A 20,572-nucleotide genomic window follows, 5' to 3' on the forward strand; every position below is an offset into this window, starting at 1 on the left:
TTGCGCCCGCGCTACGTCGGGCCGCGCGCGTCCTCGCCGCCGCCCCGGGCGCCCGCCGGGCCCCGAGTACGCTGACCCCGCGAGGCCCCGACGAGGAGGAGCTGGTCATGCGGGAGCTGGCGGGCACGGCGCGGCAGTGGGCCGCCGAGGGACGCGGCGGGGTGCTCGCCCGGCCGCTCACCGAGCGCGGGTTCGGGCCCAAGCGGCCCGCCGACGCGCTGCTGATCGACGCGGACGGCCGCTGCCACGGCTCCCTGTACCGGGGCGCCTTCGACCGGCGGCTCGCCGAGGAGGCCGCCGCGCTCACCGCCTGCGGCCGCACCGCTCGCGTGTGCGCGGTCTCCGTCCACGACGACGAGGTGCGGCGCGCGCGGCTGACCTGCGGCGGGCAGGCCGAGATCCTGCTGCAGCCGCTGTCCGCGGTGCCCGCCCGCTGGTGGGAGCTGCTCGCCGAGGGCGCCGACGCCGCCCTGCTGACCCGCCTCGACGCGCCCCGCACCGGCGCCGTGAGCACGGTGCTGGACGCGGGCGCCGGCACCGGACCGTCCGACGCGGCCGCCGAGCAGGCCCGCGCCCTGATGGCCCGCCACCGCGCGGGCCGCGAGACCCTCCCGGCCGGCGACGGTGTCGTACTGATCGAGACCTGCCCGGCCGTGCCGCATCTGGTGATCGTCGGCGCAGGGGAACTCGCCGAGCTGCTCCAGGCGCAGGCCCGGCTGCTGGAGTGGCGGGCCACCGCGACCGAGGACCTCGCGCGGGCCCGGGAGCTGATCGCCGCGGGCCCGGCCGCCGCGTGTGTCGTCGTCCTCAGTCACGAGCCCGACGTGGACGCGCCCGTGCTGCACACGGCGCTGACCGGCGGCGTCCCCTACGTAGGCGCGCTCGGCTCCCGGCACACCCAGGAGCGCCGCGCCGCCGCCCTGCTCGCGGCCGGCCTCGACGAGGAGGTGCTGCGCGCCGTCCACGGCCCGATCGGGCTGGACCTCGGGGCGCGCACCCCGGCGGAGACGGCGCTCGCGATCTGCGCGGAGGTCCTCACGGCGCTCGCCGGGAAGCCGTAAGGCCGCACCGGACGCCGGCCCGACGGGCGGCTCGGCGGCGCCGTCAGTGCGACAGCCCCAGGTGGGCCAGCGCCTGGCGGAGCAGGAAGCCGTGCCCGCCGGGCATCTCGCTCTGCACGCCCGGCGAGGCCGCCTCGTGCGGGTCGAACCAGACCAGGTCCAGCGCGTCCTGCCGCGGCCGGCAGTCGCCCGTCACCGGCACGATGTAGGCCAGGGAGACCGCGTGCTGACGCGGGTCGTGGTACGGGGTGATGCCCTGCGTGGGGAAGTACTCGGCCACCGTGAAGGGCTGGAGCGAGGCCGGGATGCGCGGCAGGGCCACCGGGCCGAGGTCCTTCTCCAGGTGGCGCAGCAGGGCGTCGCGGACCCGCTCGTGGTGCAGGACCCGGCCGGAGACCAGTGTCCGGCTGACCGTTCCGTCCGGCCCGATGCGCAGCAGCAGGCCGATGCTGGTGACTTCGCCGCTGTCGTCGACCCGTACGGGAACGGCCTCCACGTACAGGATCGGCATGCGCGCCCGCGCCTGCTCCAGCTCGTCGGAGGAGAGCCAACCGGGCGTGGTTTCGGTCATGTCAGACATTGCTTGATCATACTTTCAGGAGGGACCGGAAAGGCGGTAGACCTGGCGGGCGTTGTGTGCTCCCGCCCACTCGGCGATGCGCAACGCGTCGCGCGCACCGATGTCGTCGGCGGCCACCCGTGCGTCGAGCAGCTCGCCCAGACCCCGGCGGAAGGCCAGCGCGCCGAGCGCGTAGAACTCCGCGAGGCCGCAGGCGTCGGAGCTGTACAGCAGCTTGTGGAACGGCGTGATCTCCAGCGCCTCCGCCAGCACCGCCCGCGCGCGGGCCGGGCCGACGTGGTGCAGGGTGAGGCCGACGTCCACGTACACCCGCTCGAACACGGCGGCGAGATAGGCGGCCTGCCGCTGATAGGGCCAGCAGTGCAGCAGCAGGACGGGGATCGCCCCGGCGGTCCGATGCAGCCAGTCCGTCAGCAGGGCGGGGTCCGAGCGGTGCAGCCGCAGGTCGTTGTCGCCGAAGCCGACGTGCAGCTGGAGCGGCAGCCCCAGGTCGACGGCCGTCCACAGCAGGTGCCGTACCAGGACCGGGTCGTCCAGGCGGCCGCCGCGCGCCAGCCAGGTGCCGGCGGCGGCGGTGACCTCGGCGCGGGTGGGGCGGGCCGCATCCAGCGCGAAGCCGGTGCGGTAGGCGGCCACCGACTTCACGGCGACCACCCCGGGCCGCCGTACGGCCTCCTCGGCGGCCGCGGGGAAGGCGTCGGCGTAGGCGTCCGCCCCGATCCCGCCGGCGGCGACCGCCTCGGCGACCGACTCCAGGCGTACCACCTCGTACGCGGCCGCCCCCGGGGCCGCCTCGGCGGGTCCGACGGAGCCGGCGGGCGCGAACCCGGTGTCGACGCAGAACACCTCCGTGCCCGCGGCGGCGAGAAGACGCCGGTTCACCTCCCGCGCGCCCAGCTCGATCCGCCGCGCCAGGTACTCCCGCGCCGGGGCGTGCCGCTCCAGGTCCAGCAGGGGCGCGCAATGCCGGCGCACGGCGAGCCCGGCCGGCGTGTCGAAGGAGGAGAACCCGGCCCAGCGGTCGCCCTCGGTGAGCAGCGCCTCGAAGCCGGCCTCGTCCAGGTCGTCGGCGACGACGCCGTGGCAGTGGTGGTCCACCAGCGGCAGCGCGGCGAGCGCGTCGGTGACGGCCCCCATGGTCAGTACCGCCACCGGTAGGCCGCCGCGATCCGCGCGTCGTCCATCCCCGCGACGGCGGCGGCCTCCCCTTCGCGTACGGCGATCACGGCGTCCGCGAGGACCGGGCCGAGCGCCTCGCGCAGCACGCCGTCGGCCCGGAACGCCTCCACCGCCTCCGTCAGCGACTCGGGCAGCCGCCGCACGCCCCGCCGGTCCGCCTCCTCCTCGGGCAGGAACGCCGGATCACCGGTGACCTCCTCGGGCAGGACGGCGCCCGAGCCGATCCCGTCCAGCCCGGCGGCGATCAGGCAGCCCAGCGCGAGGTAGGGGTTGGCGGCCAGGTCGACCGGCTTGATCTCCACGTTGGCGTCCTGGTCGCGGCGGCCCGCCGTGCCGGCGACCACCCGCAGTCCGCACTCGCGGGTCTCCAGGCCCCAGGCGGTGAACACCCCGGCCCACTGCGAGGGCCGCAGCCGCAGCCGGCTGGCCGGGCTCGGCGCGGTCACCGCGGTCAGCGCGGGCAGATGGCCGAGCAGGCCCGCCACGAAGGACTCCGCCTCGTCGGTCATGCCGTGGCGCCTGGCGCCGCCCGCGTGCAGGTTGCCGCCGTCGCGCCAGGCGGAGAGGTGGACGTGGCCGCCGTTGCCGACGCCCTCGGCGAGCACGGCCGGCGCGAACGACACCCGCAGCCCGTGCCGCCGGGCCACCGCGCGGATCGTCTGCTTCAGCAGCACGCTGCGGTCGGCCGCCGCCACCGGGTCCAGCGCGCCGGCGGAGATCTCGAACTGCCCGCGCGCGTACTCGGGATGCAGCTGGTCGACGTCCACGCCCTGCGCGTGGCAGGCGGCCAGCAGATCGGCGAGGAACTCGCTCACCTCGACCTGCCGTACGGCGCCGTAGGCCGGCCCGCTCGCCGCGGGCACGAACTCGCCCTCCGGCGCCGAGCCGAGCCCCAGCGACCACTCGATCTCGATCGCGGCGCGCAAGGACAGCCCGTGCGCCCGCGCCGCCGCGGCGGTGATCCGGCGCAGGGCGGTGCGGCTGCACCCGGGGTGCGGCGCGCCGTCCTGGCCGATCCGGTCGACCGGCGCCCAGGCCCACCCGGGCTGCGCGGCCAGCACCGTCAGCTGGTCGAGGTCGGGGAAGAGCCGCAGATCACCGTCGGGGGAGCCGAGCACGTCGGTGGTGACGACGGAGTCGTCGGCGAGGAAGGTGTCGAACACGGGCGACATGCCGACGCCCCAGGCCGCGGCCGCCGGAAGCTTCGCGGTGGGGACCGTCTTGATCCGGGCGACACCGGCGGTGTCGACATAGGCCAGGACGATGCCGTGCACGCCCCGCCCGGACAGCTCCCCGGCGAGCGCGGTGGCCCGCTCCACGTCGCCGGGGCGCCCGCCGGGGACGGGATCGGCAAGGGTGGTCATCGCATCCTCCTCGTCGCACCGGGCGTCGCCGCCTCATTCTGCCGTCCGGTGATCCGGCAGTCCCGGGAATCGGCACACGGGGCGTCGCACCTCCTCCCGTAGGGTGGAAGGGACGCCTCCGACCGAAAGCAGGACATGCCCTACAGCAGCGCGCCCCTCGTCAGCACCCCCGAGCCCCGCCCCGGCGACACCCCGGCCGACATCCGGCTGATCGTCACCGACATGGACGGCACGCTCCTGGACGACGACAAGCAGGCACCGCCCGGCCTGCGGCGCATGCTGGAGCGGCTGCGTGAGCGGGGGGTGCTGTTCTGCCCGGCCAGCGGACGCCAGTACGCCAGCCTGGCGCGGGAGTTCGCGGACGTCGCCGACGGCATGGTCTTCATCGCCGAGAACGGCACCTATGTCGTCCGCGACGGCGTGGAGCTGAGCTCCGACCCGCTCGCGCGGGAGGCGGCCCTCCGTATCGTCGGCGCGGCCCGCCGCCTGGCGTCCGGCGGCGTCGACCTCGGCGCGGTGCTGTGCGGCAAGCGGGCCGCCTACGTCGAGCGGGCGGACGAGCCGTTCCTCGCGGAGGCGCGCAAGTACTACGCCGAGCTGCGCGTGGTCGAGGACGTCACCGCCGTCGAGGACGACTTCATCAAGGTGGCCCTGTTCGACTTCGGCTCCGCCGAGCACACCACCGCGCCCGGGCTCGCCGACTTCACGGCCACCCACCAGGTCGTCGTCTCCGGCGAGCACTGGGTGGACGTGATGAACCGGACGGCCGACAAGGGTGCGGCCGTGCGGCGCCTGCAGCGCGAGCTCGGCATCACCCCGGCCCAGACGATGGCGTTCGGCGACTACCTCAACGACCTGGAGATGCTGGACGCGGCCGAGTGGTCCTTCGCGATGACCGGCGCCCACCCCGAGGTCGTCCGCCGGGCCCGCCATCTGGCCCCGTCCAACAACGACAACGGCGTGCTGCGCACCATCGCCCGCGTCCTCGGCCTGCCTTCCGACTAGCGCCTGTTGCGCAACAGGCCCTCGGCCGGTCGAGGCCTCAGGCGGCCACCTTGCCGACCAGCACGAACTCGTTGTACGGGAAGACCGTCCCGACGCTGCGCGGGAAGGGGAAGGAGTACGTCCGTCCCACGGTCAGTCCCGCCTTCTCCGCGTGCCGCACGAGGCCGTCGAAGTCGACGAAGCGCACATGCGTGGCGTCGGTCTTGTAGCCGGCCTCCTGCGGGGTGATCAGCACCACCGAACCGCCCGGCTTCACCAGCGGCAGGTACTGCTCCAGGACGTCCTGGGCGAGGGACTCGTCCATGTGCTCCAGGACGTGCGCGCACAGCAGGCTGTCGAACGAGCCGGGCCCGCAGCCGGGCGCCTCGGCGAGCTCCTCGGGCGTGTAGGCGGTCAGCCCGCGCTCCCGGCACACGGCCACGGAGTGCGCGTTGTGGTCGACACCCACGCTGTCCGGCCCGCAGTTCAGCAGGTTCCTCCCCAGGCCGCAGCCCACGTCGAGGACCCGGCCCAGATTCAGCCGCCGCAGGTTCCACCGGTAGGGGGCCTGCGTGGGCAGCAGTCGCTTGAGACCGGCCGTCTCCAGCCGCGCGAGCCGTTGGGTGTAGCCGGAGGATGCCGTGGCTGAGCCGAGACCTTCGTCCTGGGCTCCGGACATGGATACGCCGTCCTTTCGCATGCGGGGCAGGGAAAAGAAGGCGCGGGCGACGTCGGACACCCGCATCCCCCGCGCAAGTGATCAGCACCACAACCCTATGGCATAAATCATACGAAGGTGCGGTGGCGGGGAAACTGTGTCGCGGAGTTGTCGCGCAGGCCGCTCACGAGGAGGCAGCAGCATGACCGACACGGCCGCCCTGGCCCGACGGACGCGCGAGGTCACCGACGCGGTGAAGACCGCGGAACTGGAGGACTTCTACCGCGACCTGCACCGCCACCCCGAACCGGCCTTCCAGGAGCACCGCACCGCGGGCAGGCTCGCCGCGCGGCTGCGCGCCGCCGGCTTCTCGGTGACCGAGGGCGTCGCCCGCACCGGCGTGGTGGGCGTGCTCACCAACGGCGACGGGCCGGTGGTGTGGTTGCGCGCCGACATGGACGCGCTGCCGGTGCGCGAGGCGACCGGGCTGCCGTACGCCTCGACCGTGGACGGCGTGATGCACGCCTGCGGGCACGATCTGCACGTGACCTGGCTGGCCGGCGCCGCCGAGGCCCTCGCGGCGGCCCGCGCCGTCTGGTCCGGCACGCTGGTGGTCGTCGGGCAGCCCGCCGAGGAGAGCGGCGGGGGAGCGGCCGCGATGGTCGCCGACGGCCTGCACGAGCGTTTCCCGCGCCCCGACGTGCTCCTCGGCCAGCACGTCGCCCCCGGCCTCGCGGGCCTCTACCCGCACACTCCCGGCCTGATCATGTCGGCCGCCGACGACATCGACGTCGTGGTGCACGGCGTCGGCGGCCACGGCTCACGCCCCGAGTCCACCGTCGATCCCGTGGTGACGGCGGCGTACGTCGTCACCCGCCTGCAGAGCGTGGTCTCCCGCGAGATCGCCGCGAAGGACTCCGCGGTGCTGACGGTCGGCCAGTTCCACGCCGGGACCAAGCACAACATCATCCCCGACCGGGCGCGGCTCGCCCTGAACCTGCGCACCCAGGACACGGCGGTACGCGCACGCGTCCTCGACGCGATCCGCCGCATCGTCCACGGCGAGTGCACGGCGGCCGGCTGCCCGGCACCGCCCGAGATCACCGTGCACCCCGGCTACCCCACCACCGTCAACGACGCCGTCCTCGACGGGGAGATCGCCGCGGTCCACCGCGCGCTCTTCGGCGAGCACACAGTGTTCGACTTCGGCCCCGCCATGGGCAGCGAGGACTTCTCCCTGCTCGCCCCCCACGGGGTGCCGTACGACTACTGGTTCGTGACGTCGACCCCGCCGGACGTCTGGGACGCGGCACCGGGCGACGACCTGGCCCAGAAGCTGGGCAACGTCCCCGGCAACCACAGCCCCCTGTTCGCCCCCGACCTGTCGGTCCTGCTGCCGGGCGTGCAGACCCTGGTCTCGGCGGCCCTCGGCCGGCTGACGGTCTGACGCCCCGGCGTGGGGCGAGCCGCACGCCGGGGCGTCACACCGGGCGGCCACCAAACCTGCGGGGGCCGCCGCGGGCAGGAGCGTTCACGGCTTCAGCGGATCGTGTCCGATCGTCATCAGCCGGTGCCGGCGCCGCGTGTCCTCGGCGGAGCTCTCGGGCTCCGGCTCGTTCTCGACGTCGGCCTGCTCGTCCACCAGGTCGACGACCTTCCGCATCACGCGCAGGTCGTCGTCCGTCAGGTCGGTGCGCCGCTTCTGCAGGATGGCGAGCACGTGCTGCCCCGTGGGGCTGCCCGCCTCCTCCGGCAGGGGCTCGCTCTCCTCGGCGGCGTCCCGCACCTTCAGCCAGGCCGCCAGTTCGGCCGAGGTCATGTTCACCGCGCGGTGGAAGTCCTCCCACAGCGCGTCCATCTCGAGGGCGTCAGCCATCAACTGCCCCTTTCCTCGCGTTCGTCGCGTCCTCGCGCCCGTCAGTCCCGGGGCCAGTTCTCCGCCTCGAACATCCACCGCTGCTTCTCCAGCTCCGCGGTGATGCCGATCAGCAGGTCCTGGGTGACCGGGTCCGGCTCGTCGGTGGCGTCGATGCGCTTGCGCAGCCGCCCGACGGCCTCCTCGAGCGACCGCACCATCAGCTCCACGACCTCCGTGTCGCGCAGCCACCCCTCCTTGGGGCCGGGCAGCCCGTAGGCGGCGGCCACGGTCTCGGGGCGGCCGTCCGGCGTCACGCCGAGCGCGGCGGCCCGCTCGGCCACCGTGTCGGCGAAGCCGCGCACGGCCGAGACCACCTCGTCGAGCTGGAGGTGGATCGAGCGGAACCGCGGCCCCACGACGTTCCAGTGCGCCTGCTTGGCCACCAGCGACAGGCCCAGCAGGTCCACCAGGGTCTCCTGCAGCGCCTCGCCGGTGATGCGGCGGGCATCGTCGGGCAGCGTGCTCTTCACGACGGTCATGGCGCGCTTCTCCTCCTCACGTCGTCCTGCGGATGCGGGGGCGGCGCGGGCGGCCACCGGGCCGTGAGAGAAACCGCCCGGGGCCGGCACGCACGGTGGGCGTGCCGCAACCGCTCCCTGCAGGCGCGGGTGCCCTGGGGCAGGAGTGACAAACCGCCGGGGCCCGGGTGTGCCAGGCACGTCTCAGCGGCCGAGCACCCCGTCGAGGAAGCCGGTGACCTCGGCGAACACCTCGTCCTTGATCGTCTCGTGGAACACCTCGTGCCGCGCCCCGGCGTACGTCCGCGCCGTCAGCCCGCCGCTCCCGGCCAGCCGCTCGACGCCGGCCCGGCTGCCCGGCAGCGGCACCAGCCGGTCGTCCTCCCCGTGCAGCCACAGCAGCGGCAGCGGGCCCACGTCGCCGCCCTCGGCGACGGTCTCCAGGGTGCGCACGAACGCCTCCAGCGTCGGCCGCTTCATCGGCCCGTGCCACACCAGCGGGTCCGCCGCGTACGCCGCCCCGACGGCGCCGTCCCGGGAGAGCGCGGCCGGGCTGACCGGGACGTCGGGGATCTCGCCGTGCTCGGCGGCGTGCGCGAGCAGCCGCTCGGGGGTCTCCCAGGCGCCGATCACCGGCCCGGACAGGACCAGCGCGGCCAGTTCGCTCCCGTGGCGCTGGGCGTGGCGGGAGGCGATGAGGCCGCCCATGGAGTGACCGATCACCACCACCGGCAGCCCCGGGTGCGCGGCCCGTGCCAGGCCGGCCACCGCGTGCAGATCCGTGACGACGTCCTCGAAGTCCTCGATCACCACCCGCTCGCCCGCCGACCGGCCGTGCCCGATGTGGTCCGGTCCGTACACCGCCGCGCCGTGCCGCACCAGGACGTCCGCGAGGGAGGCGTAGCGGCCGATGTGCTCGCCGTAGCCGTGCACGACCAGCGCGACGTACCGGGCTCGCGCGTTCGGCCACTCGCGCGCGACGATGGTGCCGCGCGTTCCGGGCAGGGTGTGCTCGCGGGCCTCGGCCATGTCTCCTCCGCCGGGTCGGTGCAGCCGGACGGGGGGATCTTCCCAGGGAGCCGCCCGGCGGTCTATAGTCCAAAACTAGCAGTGCTAATTAAGAGCTCGCTGGTCCACAGCGCCGTAGGTCAGGAGTCCTCCGTTGCGTCCCGTCCACTTCACGGCCGCCCGCCGCACCCCCATCGGCAAGCTGCGCGGTGCGCTGTCTTCGGTGCGGCCGGACGACCTCGCCGCCGCCGTGATCCGCGGCCTGGTGGCCGACGTGCCCGCGCTCGACCCGGCCCGCGTCGACGACGTCTACTGGGGCGCCGCCAACCAGGCCGGCGAGGACAACCGCAATGTCGCCCGCATGGCCGCCCTGCTCGCCGGCCTGCCCGAGACCGTGCCCGGCGCCACGGTCAACCGGCTGTGCGCCTCCGGCCTCGAAGCCGTCACCGCCGCCGCCCGCACCATCGCCGCGGGCGAGGCCGACATCGTCATCGCCGGCGGCTCGGAGTCGATGAGCCGCGCGCCCTTCGTGCTGCCCCGCCCGGACGAGGCCCTGCCGCACCGCATCGAGACCTACGACACCCGGCTCGGATGGCGGCTGGTGAACCCGGCGATGAAGGAGCTGCACGGCCTGCTGTCCATGGGGGAGACCGCCGAGGAGGTCGCCGACCGCCACGGCGTCCCGCGCGAGCGGCAGGACGAGTTCGCGCTGCGCAGCCACCAGCGCGCCGCCGAGGCACGCAAGCTGGGCCACTTCGACGACGAACTGCTGCCCGTCGAGCGCCCGGACGGGGTCGTCGTCGACCGCGACGAGTGCATCCGCGAGGACACCTCCTACGACAGGCTCGCGCGCCTCAAGCCGGTCTTCCGGTCCGGCGGCACGGTCACCGCCGGCAACGCCTCCCCGATGAACGACGGCGCGGCGGGCCTGATCCTGGTCAGCGAGGAGGCGCTGAACGAGCTGGGCCTGGAGTCCATGGGCCAGTACGTCGCGGGCGGCTCCGCCGGGGTCCACCCCGACGTCATGGGCCTCGGCCCGGTCCCCGCCACCCGCAAGGTGCTCGCCCGGACCGGCTGGGACATCGGCGACATCCAGGAGGCCGAGTTCAACGAGGCGTTCGCCGCCCAGGCCCTCGCCTGCGTCGACCAGCTCGGCATCGACCCCGACCTGGTCAACCCCAGCGGCGGCGCCATCGCGCTGGGCCACCCGCTCGGCTGCTCCGGCGCCCGCATCCTGACCACGCTGCTGCACCGCATGCGCCGCACGGGCGCGGAGCGCGGCCTGGCCACCATGTGCGTGGGCGTGGGCCAGGGCAGCGCGGTGCTGGTCGAGCGGCACTGACGCGACGGGCACCGGCCCAGCGGTGCCGCACGGCGGCTCCCCCCGCGGGAGCCGAACGGGGGCTCCCCGCCGGGGGATCCGGCAACACGAGCGTGAAGGAATCGGAGCGACACTCCATGGCAACCCTCTCCCTGGCCGTCATCCTCGCCGAGAACGCCCGGCGCCGTCCCGACAAGACCGCCCTGATCGAGGGCGAGCGGCGGCTGACCTTCGCGGAGGTCTGGCAGCAGGCGCTGGCCCAGGCCGGCGCGCTGGCCGGGCTGGGCGTGGCGCCGGGGGACCGGGTGGCGCTCATGGCGCCCAACACCGCCGAGTTCCCGCTCGCCTACTACGCGATCGCCGCGGCCGGCGGGGTCGTCGTCCCCGTGCACCTGCTGCTGTCCGCGCCGGAGGTCGAGCACGTGCTGCGCGACAGCGGCGCCACCCTGCTGCTGGTCCACCCGGCGCAGGCGGCGACCGGGCGGGCCGCCGCCGAGGCGGCCGGCGTGCGGGTCCTCACGCTCGGCGAGGAGTTCGACAAGCTCGCCGCGAACGCCGACCCGCTCCCGTCGTACGTCACGCGCGCCGCCGACGACCCCGCGGTCGTCTTCTACACCAGCGGCACCACCGGCGTCCCCAAGGGCGCCGTGCTCAGCCACTTCAACCTGGTGATGAACGCGACCGTCAACGCCTTCGACGCCAACGACATCCGGCCCGACGACATCGCGCTGGGCGCGCTGCCGCTCTTCCACGCCTTCGGGCAGACGGTGTCGATGAACTCCACCTGGCGGGCGGGCGCCACCCTCGTCCTGCTGCCCCGCTTCGACGCGGCACGCGCGATCGAGCTGATGGTGGCGGAACGGGTGAACACCTTCCACGGCGTGCCGACCATGTTCGTCTCCCTGGCCGCCGCCGCGCCCGAGGCGCCCGCCCTGCCCACGCTGCGGGTGTGCATCTCCGGCGGCGCCTCGCTGCCCGTCGCGGTGCTGGAGCGGTTCGAGGCGGCCTTCGGGGCGCGGATCTACGAGGGGTACGGCCTGTCGGAGACCTCGCCGACGGCGACGGTGAACCAGCCCTGTTTCGGCACGAAGGCCGGCACCATCGGGCACCCCCTGTGGGGCGTCGACGTGGAGATCGCCCGCGCCGAGGTCGAGGGCCGGATCGAACTGCTGCCGCCCGGCGAGCTCGGCGAGGTCGTCATCCGCGGCCACAACGTCTTCTCCGGCTACCTGGGCCGCCCCGAGGCCACCGCGGAGGCCGTCGTCGACGGGTGGTTCCGCACCGGCGACCTCGGCACCAAGGACGAGGAGGGCTTCCTGCGGATCGTCGACCGCAAGAAGGACGTCATCATCCGCGGCGGCTACAACGTCTACCCGCGCGAGGTCGAGGAGGTCCTGATGCGCCACCCCGACGTCGCGCAGGTCGCGGTGATCGGCCTGCCGGACGAACTGCACGGCGAGGAGGTCTGCGCGGTCGTCGTCCCGGCGCCGGGCGCCGCCCCGGACGCCGCCGCGCTCACCGCGTGGTCCAAGGAGCACCTGGGCCGGCACAAGTACCCGCGCCGCGTCGAGTTCGCCGACGCGCTGCCGCTGGGCCCGAGCATGAAGGTGCTCAAGCGGGAGCTGCGCACGCAGTACGCCGGCTGACCGCCCACGGACCGGCGACCCGGACTCGCGCCGGCCGGGCGGGCCGGCCGACGCGCCACCGGCAGGGGCGGCCGTGATCACCTGGCGAGACGGTCCTGACGCGACCGGATGTACGGACATAGCATCGGTGCCCGCATGGACACGATGACGCTCTGGCACATATCCGGATGGGGGTTCGCCGCGCTGGCCTTCGCGGCGCTGCTCGTCGGCTTCTCCAAGACCGCCGTCAGCGGCGCGAACACGGTCAGCCTCGCGATCTTCGCGGCCGTCCTGCCCGCCCGCGCCTCCACCGGCGTCCTGCTCCCGGTGCTGATCGCCGGGGACGTGCTCGCGGTGCTCACCTACCGGCGGCACGCCCACTGGCCCACGCTGTGGCGGCTCTTCCCGGCGGTCGCCGCGGGCGTGGTGGTCGGCACGCTGTTCCTGGTGTGGGCCGACGACGGGGTCGTACGGGTCTCGATCGGCGTGATCCTGCTGCTGATGGCCGGGGTCACGGTGTGGCGCCGGCGCACGGCCGAACGGGCGGCGGAGCCCGACGCGGTCACCACCCGCGCGGGCCGGACGAAGGCCCGCTCCTACGGCGTCCTCGGCGGCTTCACCACCATGGTCGCCAACGCGGGCGGCCCCGTGATGTCGATGTACCTGCTGTCGGCCGGCTTTCGCAAGCTGGGGTTCCTCGGCACGTCGGCGTTCTTCTTCCTCATCGTCAACGTCTCGAAGGTGCCGTTCAGCGCCGGGCTCGGCCTGATCGACGGCCGCTCGCTGCTGCTGGACGCGGCGCTCGCGGTGTTCGTGGTGCCGGGCGCGCTGTTCGGCAAGTGGGCGGTCACGCGGATCAACCAGCGTCTCTTCGAGCAACTGGTCATCGCGGCCACCGTCGTCGGCGGCCTGCAACTCCTCCTGCGCTAGCCCGCGCTCCGCGCCCCGTCTGATGGGCGGGACACCGCCTAGGGCCGGTCGCGCGCCAGGTCCCGGCCGGTGCGGACGGCGGCCTCGTCGAGCGCGGCCAGGGCGTCCGCCGCCTCCATCCGCAGCGGGCTGCGCAGCGCGGCGAGGGCGTCGCGGGCGGTCCGCAGCGTCTCCCGGGCCTCGGCGTGCCCCAGGGCCGCGAGCACCCGGCCGAGGTCGAGACGGGCCTGCTCGGTCCAGGACGGCATGTGCGCGGCCTCGAAGGCGGCGAGCGCCTGCCGCAGCGGCTCCTCGGCCTCCTGCCGCCGTCCCAGGGCCGCCAGGTCGTTGCCGATCTGCTGCCGGGCGACCGCCCGGTACACCGCGATCAGCTCCTGCGTACGCCCCGGGACCCCCGCCCGGCAGATCCGTTCGCAGCGGAGGTGGAACTCCAGTGCCTCGGCCGCCCGGCCGGTCTGGCGCAGCAGGGCACCCAGGGTGCTCAGGATCGTCAGCTCGCCCAGCCGGCCCTGCGGCGACTGCTGCGAGGCGAAGCAGCGGACCCCCGCGCGCAGCCGCTCCTCGGCCTCCTCCATACGGCCCTGCCGTTGCAGCGCGCCCGCCCCGTAGCCGAGGGCCCAGCCCTCCTGCAGCCCGTCACCGCACTCGCGGGCCGCCACGAGCGCCGCCTCGGCGCTCTCCCCGGCGGCGTGCGGGTCGTGCACGCACAGGTTGTACGCCCAGGCGAGGTAGTTGAGGTGCACCGCCTCCTCCCGCCGACTGCTCAGCAGGCGGGCGCAGTCGGCGGAACGCCGGAACACCTCCACCCACTGCTCCCAGTGCTGGCACAGATCGGAGAACCAGTGCATCGCCTCCGCCGTGTCCAGCACCTGCCGGTAGCGGCCGGCGTCATGGGCCCGGCGCAGCGCGGCGAGCCACTGGGCCCGCTCCGCCTCCAGCCACGCCCGCGCCTCGTCCCGGCCCCTGGGCGCGGTGTCCGGGTCCGGGTCGCCCGGGGACGAGGGGTGCTCGTGGTCGACGTCGAAGTGCAGCGCGGCGGCGGTGGCCCGGCGCAGCATCCACTCCTCGGCCCGGTCCAGCGCGGCGGCGCGGGCCTCGGGGCCGTCCTCCGCCTCCACCTGCTCGGCCGCGTAGAGCCTGAGCAGGTCGTGGAAGCGGTACCGCTCGGCGGCGGCGTCGCTCCACAGCAGCCCCGCGTCGGTCAGTTCCTCGGCGCAGGCGACCGCCTCGTCGTAGGACAGACCGGCCAGCACCGCGGCCGTCTCGGGGCTGAAGTCCGCTCCGGCGGCCAGTGCGGCGCGCCGCAGCACCAGCGCCGAGTCCGGCGGCAGCTGACGGTACGACAGCGCGAAGGCGGCCCGCACCCGCAGGTTCCCGGCCTGGAGGCCGTCCAGCCGCCGGCCCTCGGCGGTGAGGCGGGCGGCGAGCTTGCCGAGGCGTTCGTGCGGGCGGCTGAGGAGCCGCTGGCCGGCGATCCGGACGGCGAGCGGCAGGTGCCCGCACAGGTCGGCGAGGTCGCGGGCGGCCTGCGCCTCCGCCCGCACCCGGTCCGGGCCGATGATCCGGGTCAGCAGCTCCACCGCCTCCTCGCGCCGCAGCAGCGCCAGATCGGTGCGGTGCACGGACTCCAGCCCCGCCAGGGCGTTGCGGCTGGTGACGAGCGTCAGGGACGGGCCGGAGCCCGGCAGCAGGGCGCCGACCTGGTCCTCGTCGGCCGCGTTGTCCAGCAGCAGGAGAAGCCGCCGCTCACTCGCCAGGGACCGCCACAGACCGGCACGGTCGTCGGTGCCGGCCGGGATCGCCGCGTCCGCGACGCCGACCGCGCCGAGCAGCCGGGCCAGCGCGTCCCGCGGGGTGGTCGGCTCGGCGTCCATGCCGTGCAGGTCCAGGGCGAACTGCCCGTCCGGGAAGTGCGGGGCGAGACGGTGCGCGGCGTGCACCGCGAACGCCGTCTTGCCCAGGCCGGGCTGCCCGGCGACCACGGTGACCACCGCGCGGCCCGCACCGGCCCCGCGTGCCAGGTCCAGCAGCCGGGCCAGCGCCGGGCCGCGGGCGGTGAAGTCCTCGATGTCGCGCGGCAGGGCCAGCGCGCCGGAGCCGGCCGGGCCACCGGCCGTCCGGGGGCGCGGCCGCCCCGCCGCGGCGGCCTTCTCCAGGCGCGCGGCCTCCTCGCCGTCCAGCCCCAGCGCCTCCGCCAGCGCCCGCACCGTACGGCGCTGCGGGCCCCGGGTCCGCCCGCGCTCCATGTCGGCCAGCGCCCGCACGCTCACCCCGGCCTCGTGGGACAGCGCCTCCTGGCTCAGTCCGGCGTTCACCCGCAAGGCCCGCAGCGACTGCCCGAAGTCCCCGCCCGAAGACGTGCCGTCGCGCACCGTGGATGTCCCCGATCGTCCGGCCCGTCCGGTTGAGAGCCCCCCGGCAGAAGTATCGCCGACCGTACTTCTGCCGGGGGAACCGCCTGGGCGAGGACGACCGGAAGTGGTCGACTGAAGGCCGACACGGAGCGCCTGTTCACGGGCCTGCGCGGGTCCGGCCGTGCCGGCGGGCACAACGGCCGGGCACCGGGGCGCACGGGCCGGGACCCCTCCGTCGTCGACCGACCGGCACCACCATCCGGGCCGGCGGCACCGCGCCGCGGCCCGCACCACACACGGGGGATCTCTCCATGAACACGCTGCACCGCTCCACGCTGCTCGCCGTCGCGGGCACGGCTCTCGCCCTGTCGCTCACCGCCTGCCAGAGCGACTCCGGCAGCACGTCGTCCCGGCCGACCACCTCGGCCACCGTGGCGTCGTCCCCGGCGGCCGGCGCGACGACGGCGGCCAAGGACACGGGCACCTCCGAGGCGGCGGGATCGGGCGGCTCCGCGCGCTCGGCGGGGGCGAAGGGCTCCACCGGCGCCTCCTCGACCGGCACCACCGGCTCCACCGGCGGACGCGGGACCGCCTCCACCCCGGTCTGCACCGCACGGGACGTCCGCGTCACCGCCGCCACGCAGGACGGCCCGCCCTACACCCACATCGTCCTCACGGCGCGCAACACCTCCGGGCACTCCTGCCGGCTGGCGGGCTTCCCGCACATCCAGTTCCTGGAGAGCCACAAGCAGGACGTCCCGGCCGTCGCCAAGAGCAAGCCGGCCACGCCGGTCGTGCTCACGGCCGGCGCCCCGGCCTACGCCCTGGTGAAGCTGTCCGACGGCGGGGCCGACGAGGACGTCGAGCCCGTGTCGGCGTTCTCCCTGCAGCTGGAGGGCGACGCCACGGTCATCGCCGTCACCGCCCCCGGCAGCGAGGGCATCGCCGTCGACCCGGCCAAGGCCCTCACCGGCTACTGGACCCCGGAACTGCGCAACGGCGCGGACGACTTCTGAGTCCGGTCCCCGAGCGGGGGGACGCGGCCGCACCGGCACCGGAGTCATGGCTGAGACCCGCGCCGGTGCGCCCGCGGCCGACGGTCCGCGGGCGGCCGTCGTGTCCCACCGGAGCCACCGGCCGCCCGTGTCCCACAGGAGCCACCGGCCGCCGTGGCCGACCGGAGCCACCGGCCGCCGTGGCCGACCCGACCCGGCCCGTCGGCCGGCATGCGCCGCGCCTGCGGAAGCCGACGGTCCGCCGGTGTCCGTCCTGCTCCACCGGGCCGGTGACCGGCCCCGACCGGACGCCTCGTACCCTCGACGCCATGCCGACCCCGCACGTGCTGATCCTCGGCGGCACCACCGAGGCCCGCCGTCTCGCCGCCGCCCTCGCCGGGCGTGCGGACGTGCGGGTGACGACCTCGCTGGCCGGACGGGTGACCCGGCCGGGAGCCGTCGACGGCGAGGTGCGCGTCGGAGGGTTCGGCGGCGCCCAGGGGCTCGCCGCGTGGCTGGCGGAGCAGCGCGTGAGCGCGGTCGTCGACGCCACCCATCCCTTTGCCGCCGGCATCACGGCGAACGCCGCCGAGGCCGCCGCGCTCACCGGCGTACCGCTGGTGGTGCTGCGCCGGCCGGGCTGGCGGCCGGGACCCGGCGACCGGTGGCACCCCGTCGACTCCCTGGACGCGGCCGCACGGGAGCTGCCGCGTCTCGGCCGCCGGGCGTTCCTCACCACGGGCCGCCTCGGCCTCGCCGCCTTCGCGCACCTGACGGACACCCATCTCCTCGTACGGTCCGTGGAGCCGCCCGAGCCTCCGCTGCCGCCGCGCCTCGAGGTGATCCTCGCGCGGGGCCCCTTCACCGTGGCCGACGAGACCGCGCTGCTGCGGGAACACCGCATCGACGTCCTGGTGACCAAGGACAGCGGGGGAGAGGCGACGGCGGCCAAACTGACGGCGGCACGCGCACGGGGCCTGCCGGTGGTGGTCGTACGGCGTCCGGCGCTGCCGGAAGGGATCCACGCGGTGCCGGACGTCCCGCAGGCGCTGGAGCGGCTCGGATTCGGCCCCGGGTGAGCCGAGCGCGCCCCGGTGCCCTCGGCACACCGATGGTCGCCGGCAGGGGCGCGACCGGGCGGAGGCCAGGGCCGGGACCTTCGAGGACCCCGCTCAGGCGGCCCCCACGCGCGCCGGCTCGCCCGGGCGCAGGGGGAGCCCGGTGCTCAGGTCCTCCACCAGGAGCCGTTTGGCGATGGTGTCGACCGCTGCGCGCAGGTCGGCGCCCGCAGGGCGGCCGATGTCCTGCTCGACGCAGGACTCCAGCCAGGCCGCCCACGCCCGGGTGACGGCGCGGGCCTCGCGGGCGCCGGCGTCCGTGTGCGAGAGCAGGTTGCCGAAGCGGGACAGATAGCCCTCGTCGACCATGCGCTCGAACACCGGCAGCAGGACCTCGGGCGGCATGTGGCGGCGGGCGGCGATCAGGCCGAGGCTGGCATGGCCGGTCATCCGCGTGAACAGTTCCACCTGCATCACCGCCCACGCCCCGGCCACGTCCAGCCGGGTGTCGGAGTCCTGGATGATCCGGCGCGCGGTCGACAGGTCCGTACTGCCGATGATCTTCGCGACGGACGCCTCCAGCACCCGCTGCGCGTTGGCGTCGTGCGGCGAGGCGAACCCCTCGCCGAGGTCCGCCGAGCCCAGCCGCGCGCTGTCGCGCAGCGGGACCTGCTTCAGGAACAGCGCGACGAGGAAACCGAGCGCGGCGACCGGCACCGTCCACAGGAACACCGTCTGGATGGTGTCCGCGTAGGCGTCGATGATCGGCCGGGCGGCGGCCGGGGGCAGCCGGTGCAGGCCCTCGGGGCTGGTCGCCGCCCGCGCGACGACGGCCGGAGAGGCGGCTGCCGTGCGCACGGCGGCCTCGACGCCGTCCGCCAGGTTCGGTTTGAGCGTGTTGGTGTAGATCGTGCCGAAGACGGCGGTGCCGAAGGAACTGCCCAGGGTGCGGAAGAAGGTGACACCGGAGGTGGCGGTGCCCAGGTCGGCGTAGTCGACGGTGTTCTGCACGGCGATCGTCAGCACCTGCATGCACAGGCCGATGCCGGTGCCCAGCACGAACATGTACAGCGACTCCAGCGCCGCCCCGGTCGACGGGCCCATCAGCGACATCAGGTACAGGCCCACCCCCATCACCAGCGAGCCGGCGATCGGGAAGAGCCGGTAGCGGCCGGTGGTGCTGACCACGTTGCCGCTGAAGACGGACGCGATGAGCAGGCCGGCCACCATCGGCAGGGTCCGCACCCCGGAGATCGTCGCCGAGTCCCCGTCGACGTACTGCAGATAGCTCGGCAGGTACGTCATCGCGCCGAGCATGGCGAAGCCGACGATGAAGCTGAGGACCGAGCAGACCGTGAACACCGGGTTGGCGAACAGCCGCATCGGCAGCATCGGTTCGGCCGCACGGGTCTCCACCAGGCAGAACAGCGCCAGCGCGGCCGCCCCGCCCGCGAACAGGCCGATGATGACGCCGGAGCCCCACGCGTACTCGTTGCCGCCCCAGCTGGTCGCCAGGATCAGCGCGGACGCGCCGACCGCGACGAGCGCGATGCCCAGGTAGTCGATGACCGGCCGGGACGCCGCCTTCACCACCGGGATGGTGCGGGCGGCCGCGAAGACCACCAGCACCGCGATCGGCACATTGACGTAGAACGCCCACCGCCAGGACAGATGGTCGGTGAACAGCCCGCCCAGCAGCGGCCCGATCACCGTGGACACGCCGAACACGGCACCGATCGCGCCCTGGTACTTGCCGCGCTCCCGCAGCGGGATGACGTCGGCGATCAGCGCCATCGCCGTCACCATCAGCCCGCCCGCGCCGACGCCCTGCATCGCCCGCCAGGCGATCAGCAGCGACATGTCGGTCGCCAGGCCGCACAGGAAGGACCCGGTGATGAAAACGACCGCCGAGACCTGGAAGACCACCTTGCGGCCGAACAGGTCGCCGAACTTGCCCACCAGCACCGTCGCGACGGTCTCCGCGAGCAGATAGGAGGTGACCACCCAGGACATGTGCGCCGCGCCGCCCAGGTCCGAGACGATCGTGGGCAGCGCCGTGCCCACGATCGTCTGGTCGAGGGCCGCGAGCAGCATGCCCAGCATGATCGTGACGAAGACGATGTTCCGGCGGCGGGTGTCCAGCACCGGTGGCTGCACGGCCGCGGGTGCGCTTTCCTCGGCGACTGTCACGAGGTCACGATCACACCGGCGGACCGCCCGCGCACGCCCGGTGGGCCCGGGCGGGTGGGGTCAGGCGTCCTTCGGCCGGCGCCGCAGCAGATACGTGTCCATGATCCAGCCCTTGCGCTCCCGCGCCTCGGCCCGCAGCCGCTCGATGCGCGGCGCGGCCTCGGCGATCGGGCCGGAGGCAAGGATCTCGTCCGGCGTGCCGATGTAGGCGCCCCAGTAGATGTCGAGGTCCTCGTCCGTGTACTGCCGGAAGGCCTGGTGGGCGTCCAGCATCACCACGACGTCGTCCACGCCGTCCGGGAAGCCCTCCGCGAGCCGCCGGCCGGTGGTGATCTGCACCGGGCGCGCCACCCGGTTCAGCCCCGTGCGGTGCCGGGCCACGAGCGCCGAGACGCTGCTGATGCCGGGGACGACGTCGTAGTCGAAGGTCACCGACCCGCGCTCGAGCACCTCGTCCAGGATCGCGATCGTGCTGTCGTAGAGCGCCGGATCGCCCCACACCAGGAAGGCGCCGGTCTCCTCCTCGCCCAGCTCCTCGGCGATCATCCGCTCGTAGATCCCGGCGCGGGCGCTGCGCCAGTCGTCGACGGCCGGGGAGTACGCGGCGCCGCCCGCGCGGCGGTCCCGCTCCGGGTCGCGGGCCTCCACCACGCGGTAGCCGCCCTCGGGTATGTGCGCCTGCAGCATGTCCCGGCGCAGCCGCACCAGGTCGGACTTCACCTCGCCCTTGTCGAGGACGAAGAACACGTCCGTGGCGCGCAGCGCCTTGACCGCCTGCAGGGTCAGCTGGTCGGGATCGCCGGCACCGATCCCGATGACATGAATCTTTCGCACACCCCGAGTCTGCCGTACGCCGCCGACAGCGACGGCACCGCCTGCCGGTCGGGGC

Annotated in this window: 18 protein-coding genes; 8 read left to right on the top strand and 10 right to left on the bottom strand. The window is 74.8% G+C overall.

Annotated elements, in window-relative coordinates; genetic code table 11:
* The first annotated feature begins 107 nt into the window (after positions 1-107).
* Positions 108-1,061, top strand: coding sequence for an XdhC family protein (locus tag ACF1AL_RS08805; RefSeq protein WP_391818500.1), 954 nt, complete (start codon positions 108-110; stop codon positions 1,059-1,061).
* A 43-nt stretch (positions 1,062-1,104) separates the two neighbouring features.
* On the opposite strand, the gene ACF1AL_RS08810 is transcribed toward ACF1AL_RS08805, so the two are convergent.
* Genes ACF1AL_RS08810 through ACF1AL_RS08820 form a run of 3 tightly spaced genes read right to left on the bottom strand, consistent with a single transcriptional unit; the run spans position 1,105 to position 4,184 of the window.
* A complete protein-coding gene (locus ACF1AL_RS08810) occupies positions 1,105-1,641 on the bottom strand; it encodes an NUDIX hydrolase family protein (protein WP_366834851.1) in 537 nt (178 codons plus the stop codon).
* Positions 1,642-1,656: 15 nt separating this feature from the next.
* On the bottom strand, positions 1,657-2,778 hold the full coding sequence (locus tag ACF1AL_RS08815) for an amidohydrolase family protein (protein WP_391825639.1): 1,122 nt from the start codon (positions 2,776-2,778) through the stop codon (positions 1,657-1,659).
* Positions 2,779-2,780: 2 nt separating this feature from the next.
* Entirely contained in the window at positions 2,781-4,184 is a 1,404-nt protein-coding gene (locus ACF1AL_RS08820; protein WP_391780359.1) for a glutamine synthetase, read from the bottom strand.
* 135 nt (positions 4,185-4,319) lie between these two features.
* Here ACF1AL_RS08820 and ACF1AL_RS08825 point away from each other — a divergent pair, with 135 nt between their 5' ends.
* Positions 4,320-5,189, top strand: a complete 870-nt coding sequence (locus ACF1AL_RS08825) for a Cof-type HAD-IIB family hydrolase (RefSeq protein WP_391780358.1) — start codon at positions 4,320-4,322, stop codon at positions 5,187-5,189.
* Between the two features lie 37 nt (positions 5,190-5,226).
* Here ACF1AL_RS08825 and ACF1AL_RS08830 read toward each other — a convergent pair whose 3' ends face one another.
* Positions 5,227-5,847 carry a class I SAM-dependent methyltransferase gene (locus tag ACF1AL_RS08830; RefSeq protein WP_391659576.1) on the bottom strand — a complete coding sequence of 207 codons (621 nt, stop codon included), beginning with the start codon at positions 5,845-5,847 and terminating at the stop codon, positions 5,227-5,229.
* Positions 5,848-6,028: 181 nt separating this feature from the next.
* Between ACF1AL_RS08830 and ACF1AL_RS08835 the strand changes: the two genes are divergently transcribed.
* Positions 6,029-7,273 (top strand): amidohydrolase, encoded by a 1,245-nt coding sequence (locus ACF1AL_RS08835; RefSeq protein WP_391825640.1) that lies wholly within the window; start codon positions 6,029-6,031, stop codon positions 7,271-7,273.
* A gap of 84 nt (positions 7,274-7,357) precedes the next feature.
* Here ACF1AL_RS08835 and ACF1AL_RS08840 read toward each other — a convergent pair whose 3' ends face one another.
* The 3 genes from ACF1AL_RS08840 to ACF1AL_RS08850 all read right to left on the bottom strand — a co-directional run bounded on the left by ACF1AL_RS08840 (position 7,358) and on the right by ACF1AL_RS08850 (position 9,231).
* Positions 7,358-7,702, bottom strand: coding sequence for a DUF3140 domain-containing protein (locus ACF1AL_RS08840; protein WP_386416534.1), 345 nt, complete (start codon positions 7,700-7,702; stop codon positions 7,358-7,360).
* Between the two features lie 41 nt (positions 7,703-7,743).
* Positions 7,744-8,223, bottom strand: coding sequence for a Dps family protein (locus tag ACF1AL_RS08845; RefSeq protein WP_384213183.1), 480 nt, complete (start codon positions 8,221-8,223; stop codon positions 7,744-7,746).
* 183 nt (positions 8,224-8,406) lie between these two features.
* Positions 8,407-9,231 (bottom strand): alpha/beta hydrolase, encoded by an 825-nt coding sequence (locus ACF1AL_RS08850; protein WP_391659577.1) that lies wholly within the window; start codon positions 9,229-9,231, stop codon positions 8,407-8,409.
* A 133-nt stretch (positions 9,232-9,364) separates the two neighbouring features.
* Between ACF1AL_RS08850 and ACF1AL_RS08855 the strand changes: the two genes are divergently transcribed.
* From ACF1AL_RS08855 to ACF1AL_RS08865, 3 genes are all read left to right on the top strand, one after another.
* Complete coding sequence (locus tag ACF1AL_RS08855; protein ID WP_391825641.1) at positions 9,365-10,552, top strand: thiolase family protein; 1,188 nt, start codon at positions 9,365-9,367, stop codon at positions 10,550-10,552.
* 116 nt (positions 10,553-10,668) lie between these two features.
* Positions 10,669-12,177 (top strand): long-chain fatty acid--CoA ligase, encoded by a 1,509-nt coding sequence (locus ACF1AL_RS08860; RefSeq protein WP_391780354.1) that lies wholly within the window; start codon positions 10,669-10,671, stop codon positions 12,175-12,177.
* Between the two features lie 135 nt (positions 12,178-12,312).
* Positions 12,313-13,086, top strand: coding sequence for a sulfite exporter TauE/SafE family protein (locus tag ACF1AL_RS08865; RefSeq protein ID WP_391780353.1), 774 nt, complete (start codon positions 12,313-12,315; stop codon positions 13,084-13,086).
* A gap of 38 nt (positions 13,087-13,124) precedes the next feature.
* Here the strand turns inward: ACF1AL_RS08865 and ACF1AL_RS08870 are convergent, their stop codons facing one another.
* Entirely contained in the window at positions 13,125-15,458 is a 2,334-nt protein-coding gene (locus ACF1AL_RS08870; protein ID WP_391695863.1) for an ATP-binding protein, read from the bottom strand.
* 293 nt (positions 15,459-15,751) lie between these two features.
* Here ACF1AL_RS08870 and ACF1AL_RS08875 point away from each other — a divergent pair, with 293 nt between their 5' ends.
* Both ACF1AL_RS08875 and ACF1AL_RS08880 read left to right on the top strand, forming a co-directional pair.
* Complete coding sequence (locus tag ACF1AL_RS08875) at positions 15,752-16,456, top strand: DUF4232 domain-containing protein (RefSeq protein ID WP_391825642.1); 705 nt, start codon at positions 15,752-15,754, stop codon at positions 16,454-16,456.
* Positions 16,457-16,764: 308 nt separating this feature from the next.
* Positions 16,765-17,514 (top strand): cobalt-precorrin-6A reductase, encoded by a 750-nt coding sequence (locus ACF1AL_RS08880; RefSeq protein ID WP_391780350.1) that lies wholly within the window; start codon positions 16,765-16,767, stop codon positions 17,512-17,514.
* Between the two features lie 93 nt (positions 17,515-17,607).
* Here the strand turns inward: ACF1AL_RS08880 and ACF1AL_RS08885 are convergent, their stop codons facing one another.
* Positions 17,608-19,683: an MDR family MFS transporter gene (locus ACF1AL_RS08885; RefSeq protein ID WP_391825643.1), complete on the bottom strand. Its 2,076-nt coding sequence runs from the start codon at positions 19,681-19,683 to the stop codon at positions 17,608-17,610.
* Between the two features lie 60 nt (positions 19,684-19,743).
* Complete coding sequence (cobF, locus tag ACF1AL_RS08890) at positions 19,744-20,517, bottom strand: precorrin-6A synthase (deacetylating) (RefSeq protein WP_384214294.1); 774 nt, start codon at positions 20,515-20,517, stop codon at positions 19,744-19,746.
* Positions 20,518-20,572: the final 55 nt, after the last annotated feature.

This window comes from Streptomyces sp. NPDC014801 (assembly GCF_043082085.1).
Classification (GTDB): domain Bacteria; phylum Actinomycetota; class Actinomycetes; order Streptomycetales; family Streptomycetaceae; genus Streptomyces.

Bases quoted from the DNA above. Each gene is read 5' to 3' on its own strand.
- ACF1AL_RS08805 (WP_391818500.1), top strand. From the start codon at position 108: ATGCGGGAGCTGGCGGGCACGGCGCGGCAGTGGGCCGCCGAGGGACGC.
- ACF1AL_RS08810 (WP_366834851.1), bottom strand. From the start codon at position 1,641: ATGTCTGACATGACCGAAACCACGCCCGGTTGGCTCTCCTCCGACGAG.
- ACF1AL_RS08815 (WP_391825639.1), bottom strand. From the start codon at position 2,778: ATGGGGGCCGTCACCGACGCGCTCGCCGCGCTGCCGCTGGTGGACCAC.
- ACF1AL_RS08820 (WP_391780359.1), bottom strand. From the start codon at position 4,184: ATGACCACCCTTGCCGATCCCGTCCCCGGCGGGCGCCCCGGCGACGTG.
- ACF1AL_RS08825 (WP_391780358.1), top strand. From the start codon at position 4,320: ATGCCCTACAGCAGCGCGCCCCTCGTCAGCACCCCCGAGCCCCGCCCC.
- ACF1AL_RS08830 (WP_391659576.1), bottom strand. From the start codon at position 5,847: ATGTCCGGAGCCCAGGACGAAGGTCTCGGCTCAGCCACGGCATCCTCC.
- ACF1AL_RS08835 (WP_391825640.1), top strand. From the start codon at position 6,029: ATGACCGACACGGCCGCCCTGGCCCGACGGACGCGCGAGGTCACCGAC.
- ACF1AL_RS08840 (WP_386416534.1), bottom strand. From the start codon at position 7,702: ATGGCTGACGCCCTCGAGATGGACGCGCTGTGGGAGGACTTCCACCGC.
- ACF1AL_RS08845 (WP_384213183.1), bottom strand. From the start codon at position 8,223: ATGACCGTCGTGAAGAGCACGCTGCCCGACGATGCCCGCCGCATCACC.
- ACF1AL_RS08850 (WP_391659577.1), bottom strand. From the start codon at position 9,231: ATGGCCGAGGCCCGCGAGCACACCCTGCCCGGAACGCGCGGCACCATC.
- ACF1AL_RS08860 (WP_391780354.1), top strand. From the start codon at position 10,669: ATGGCAACCCTCTCCCTGGCCGTCATCCTCGCCGAGAACGCCCGGCGC.
- ACF1AL_RS08865 (WP_391780353.1), top strand. From the start codon at position 12,313: ATGGACACGATGACGCTCTGGCACATATCCGGATGGGGGTTCGCCGCG.
- ACF1AL_RS08875 (WP_391825642.1), top strand. From the start codon at position 15,752: ATGAACACGCTGCACCGCTCCACGCTGCTCGCCGTCGCGGGCACGGCT.
- ACF1AL_RS08880 (WP_391780350.1), top strand. From the start codon at position 16,765: ATGCCGACCCCGCACGTGCTGATCCTCGGCGGCACCACCGAGGCCCGC.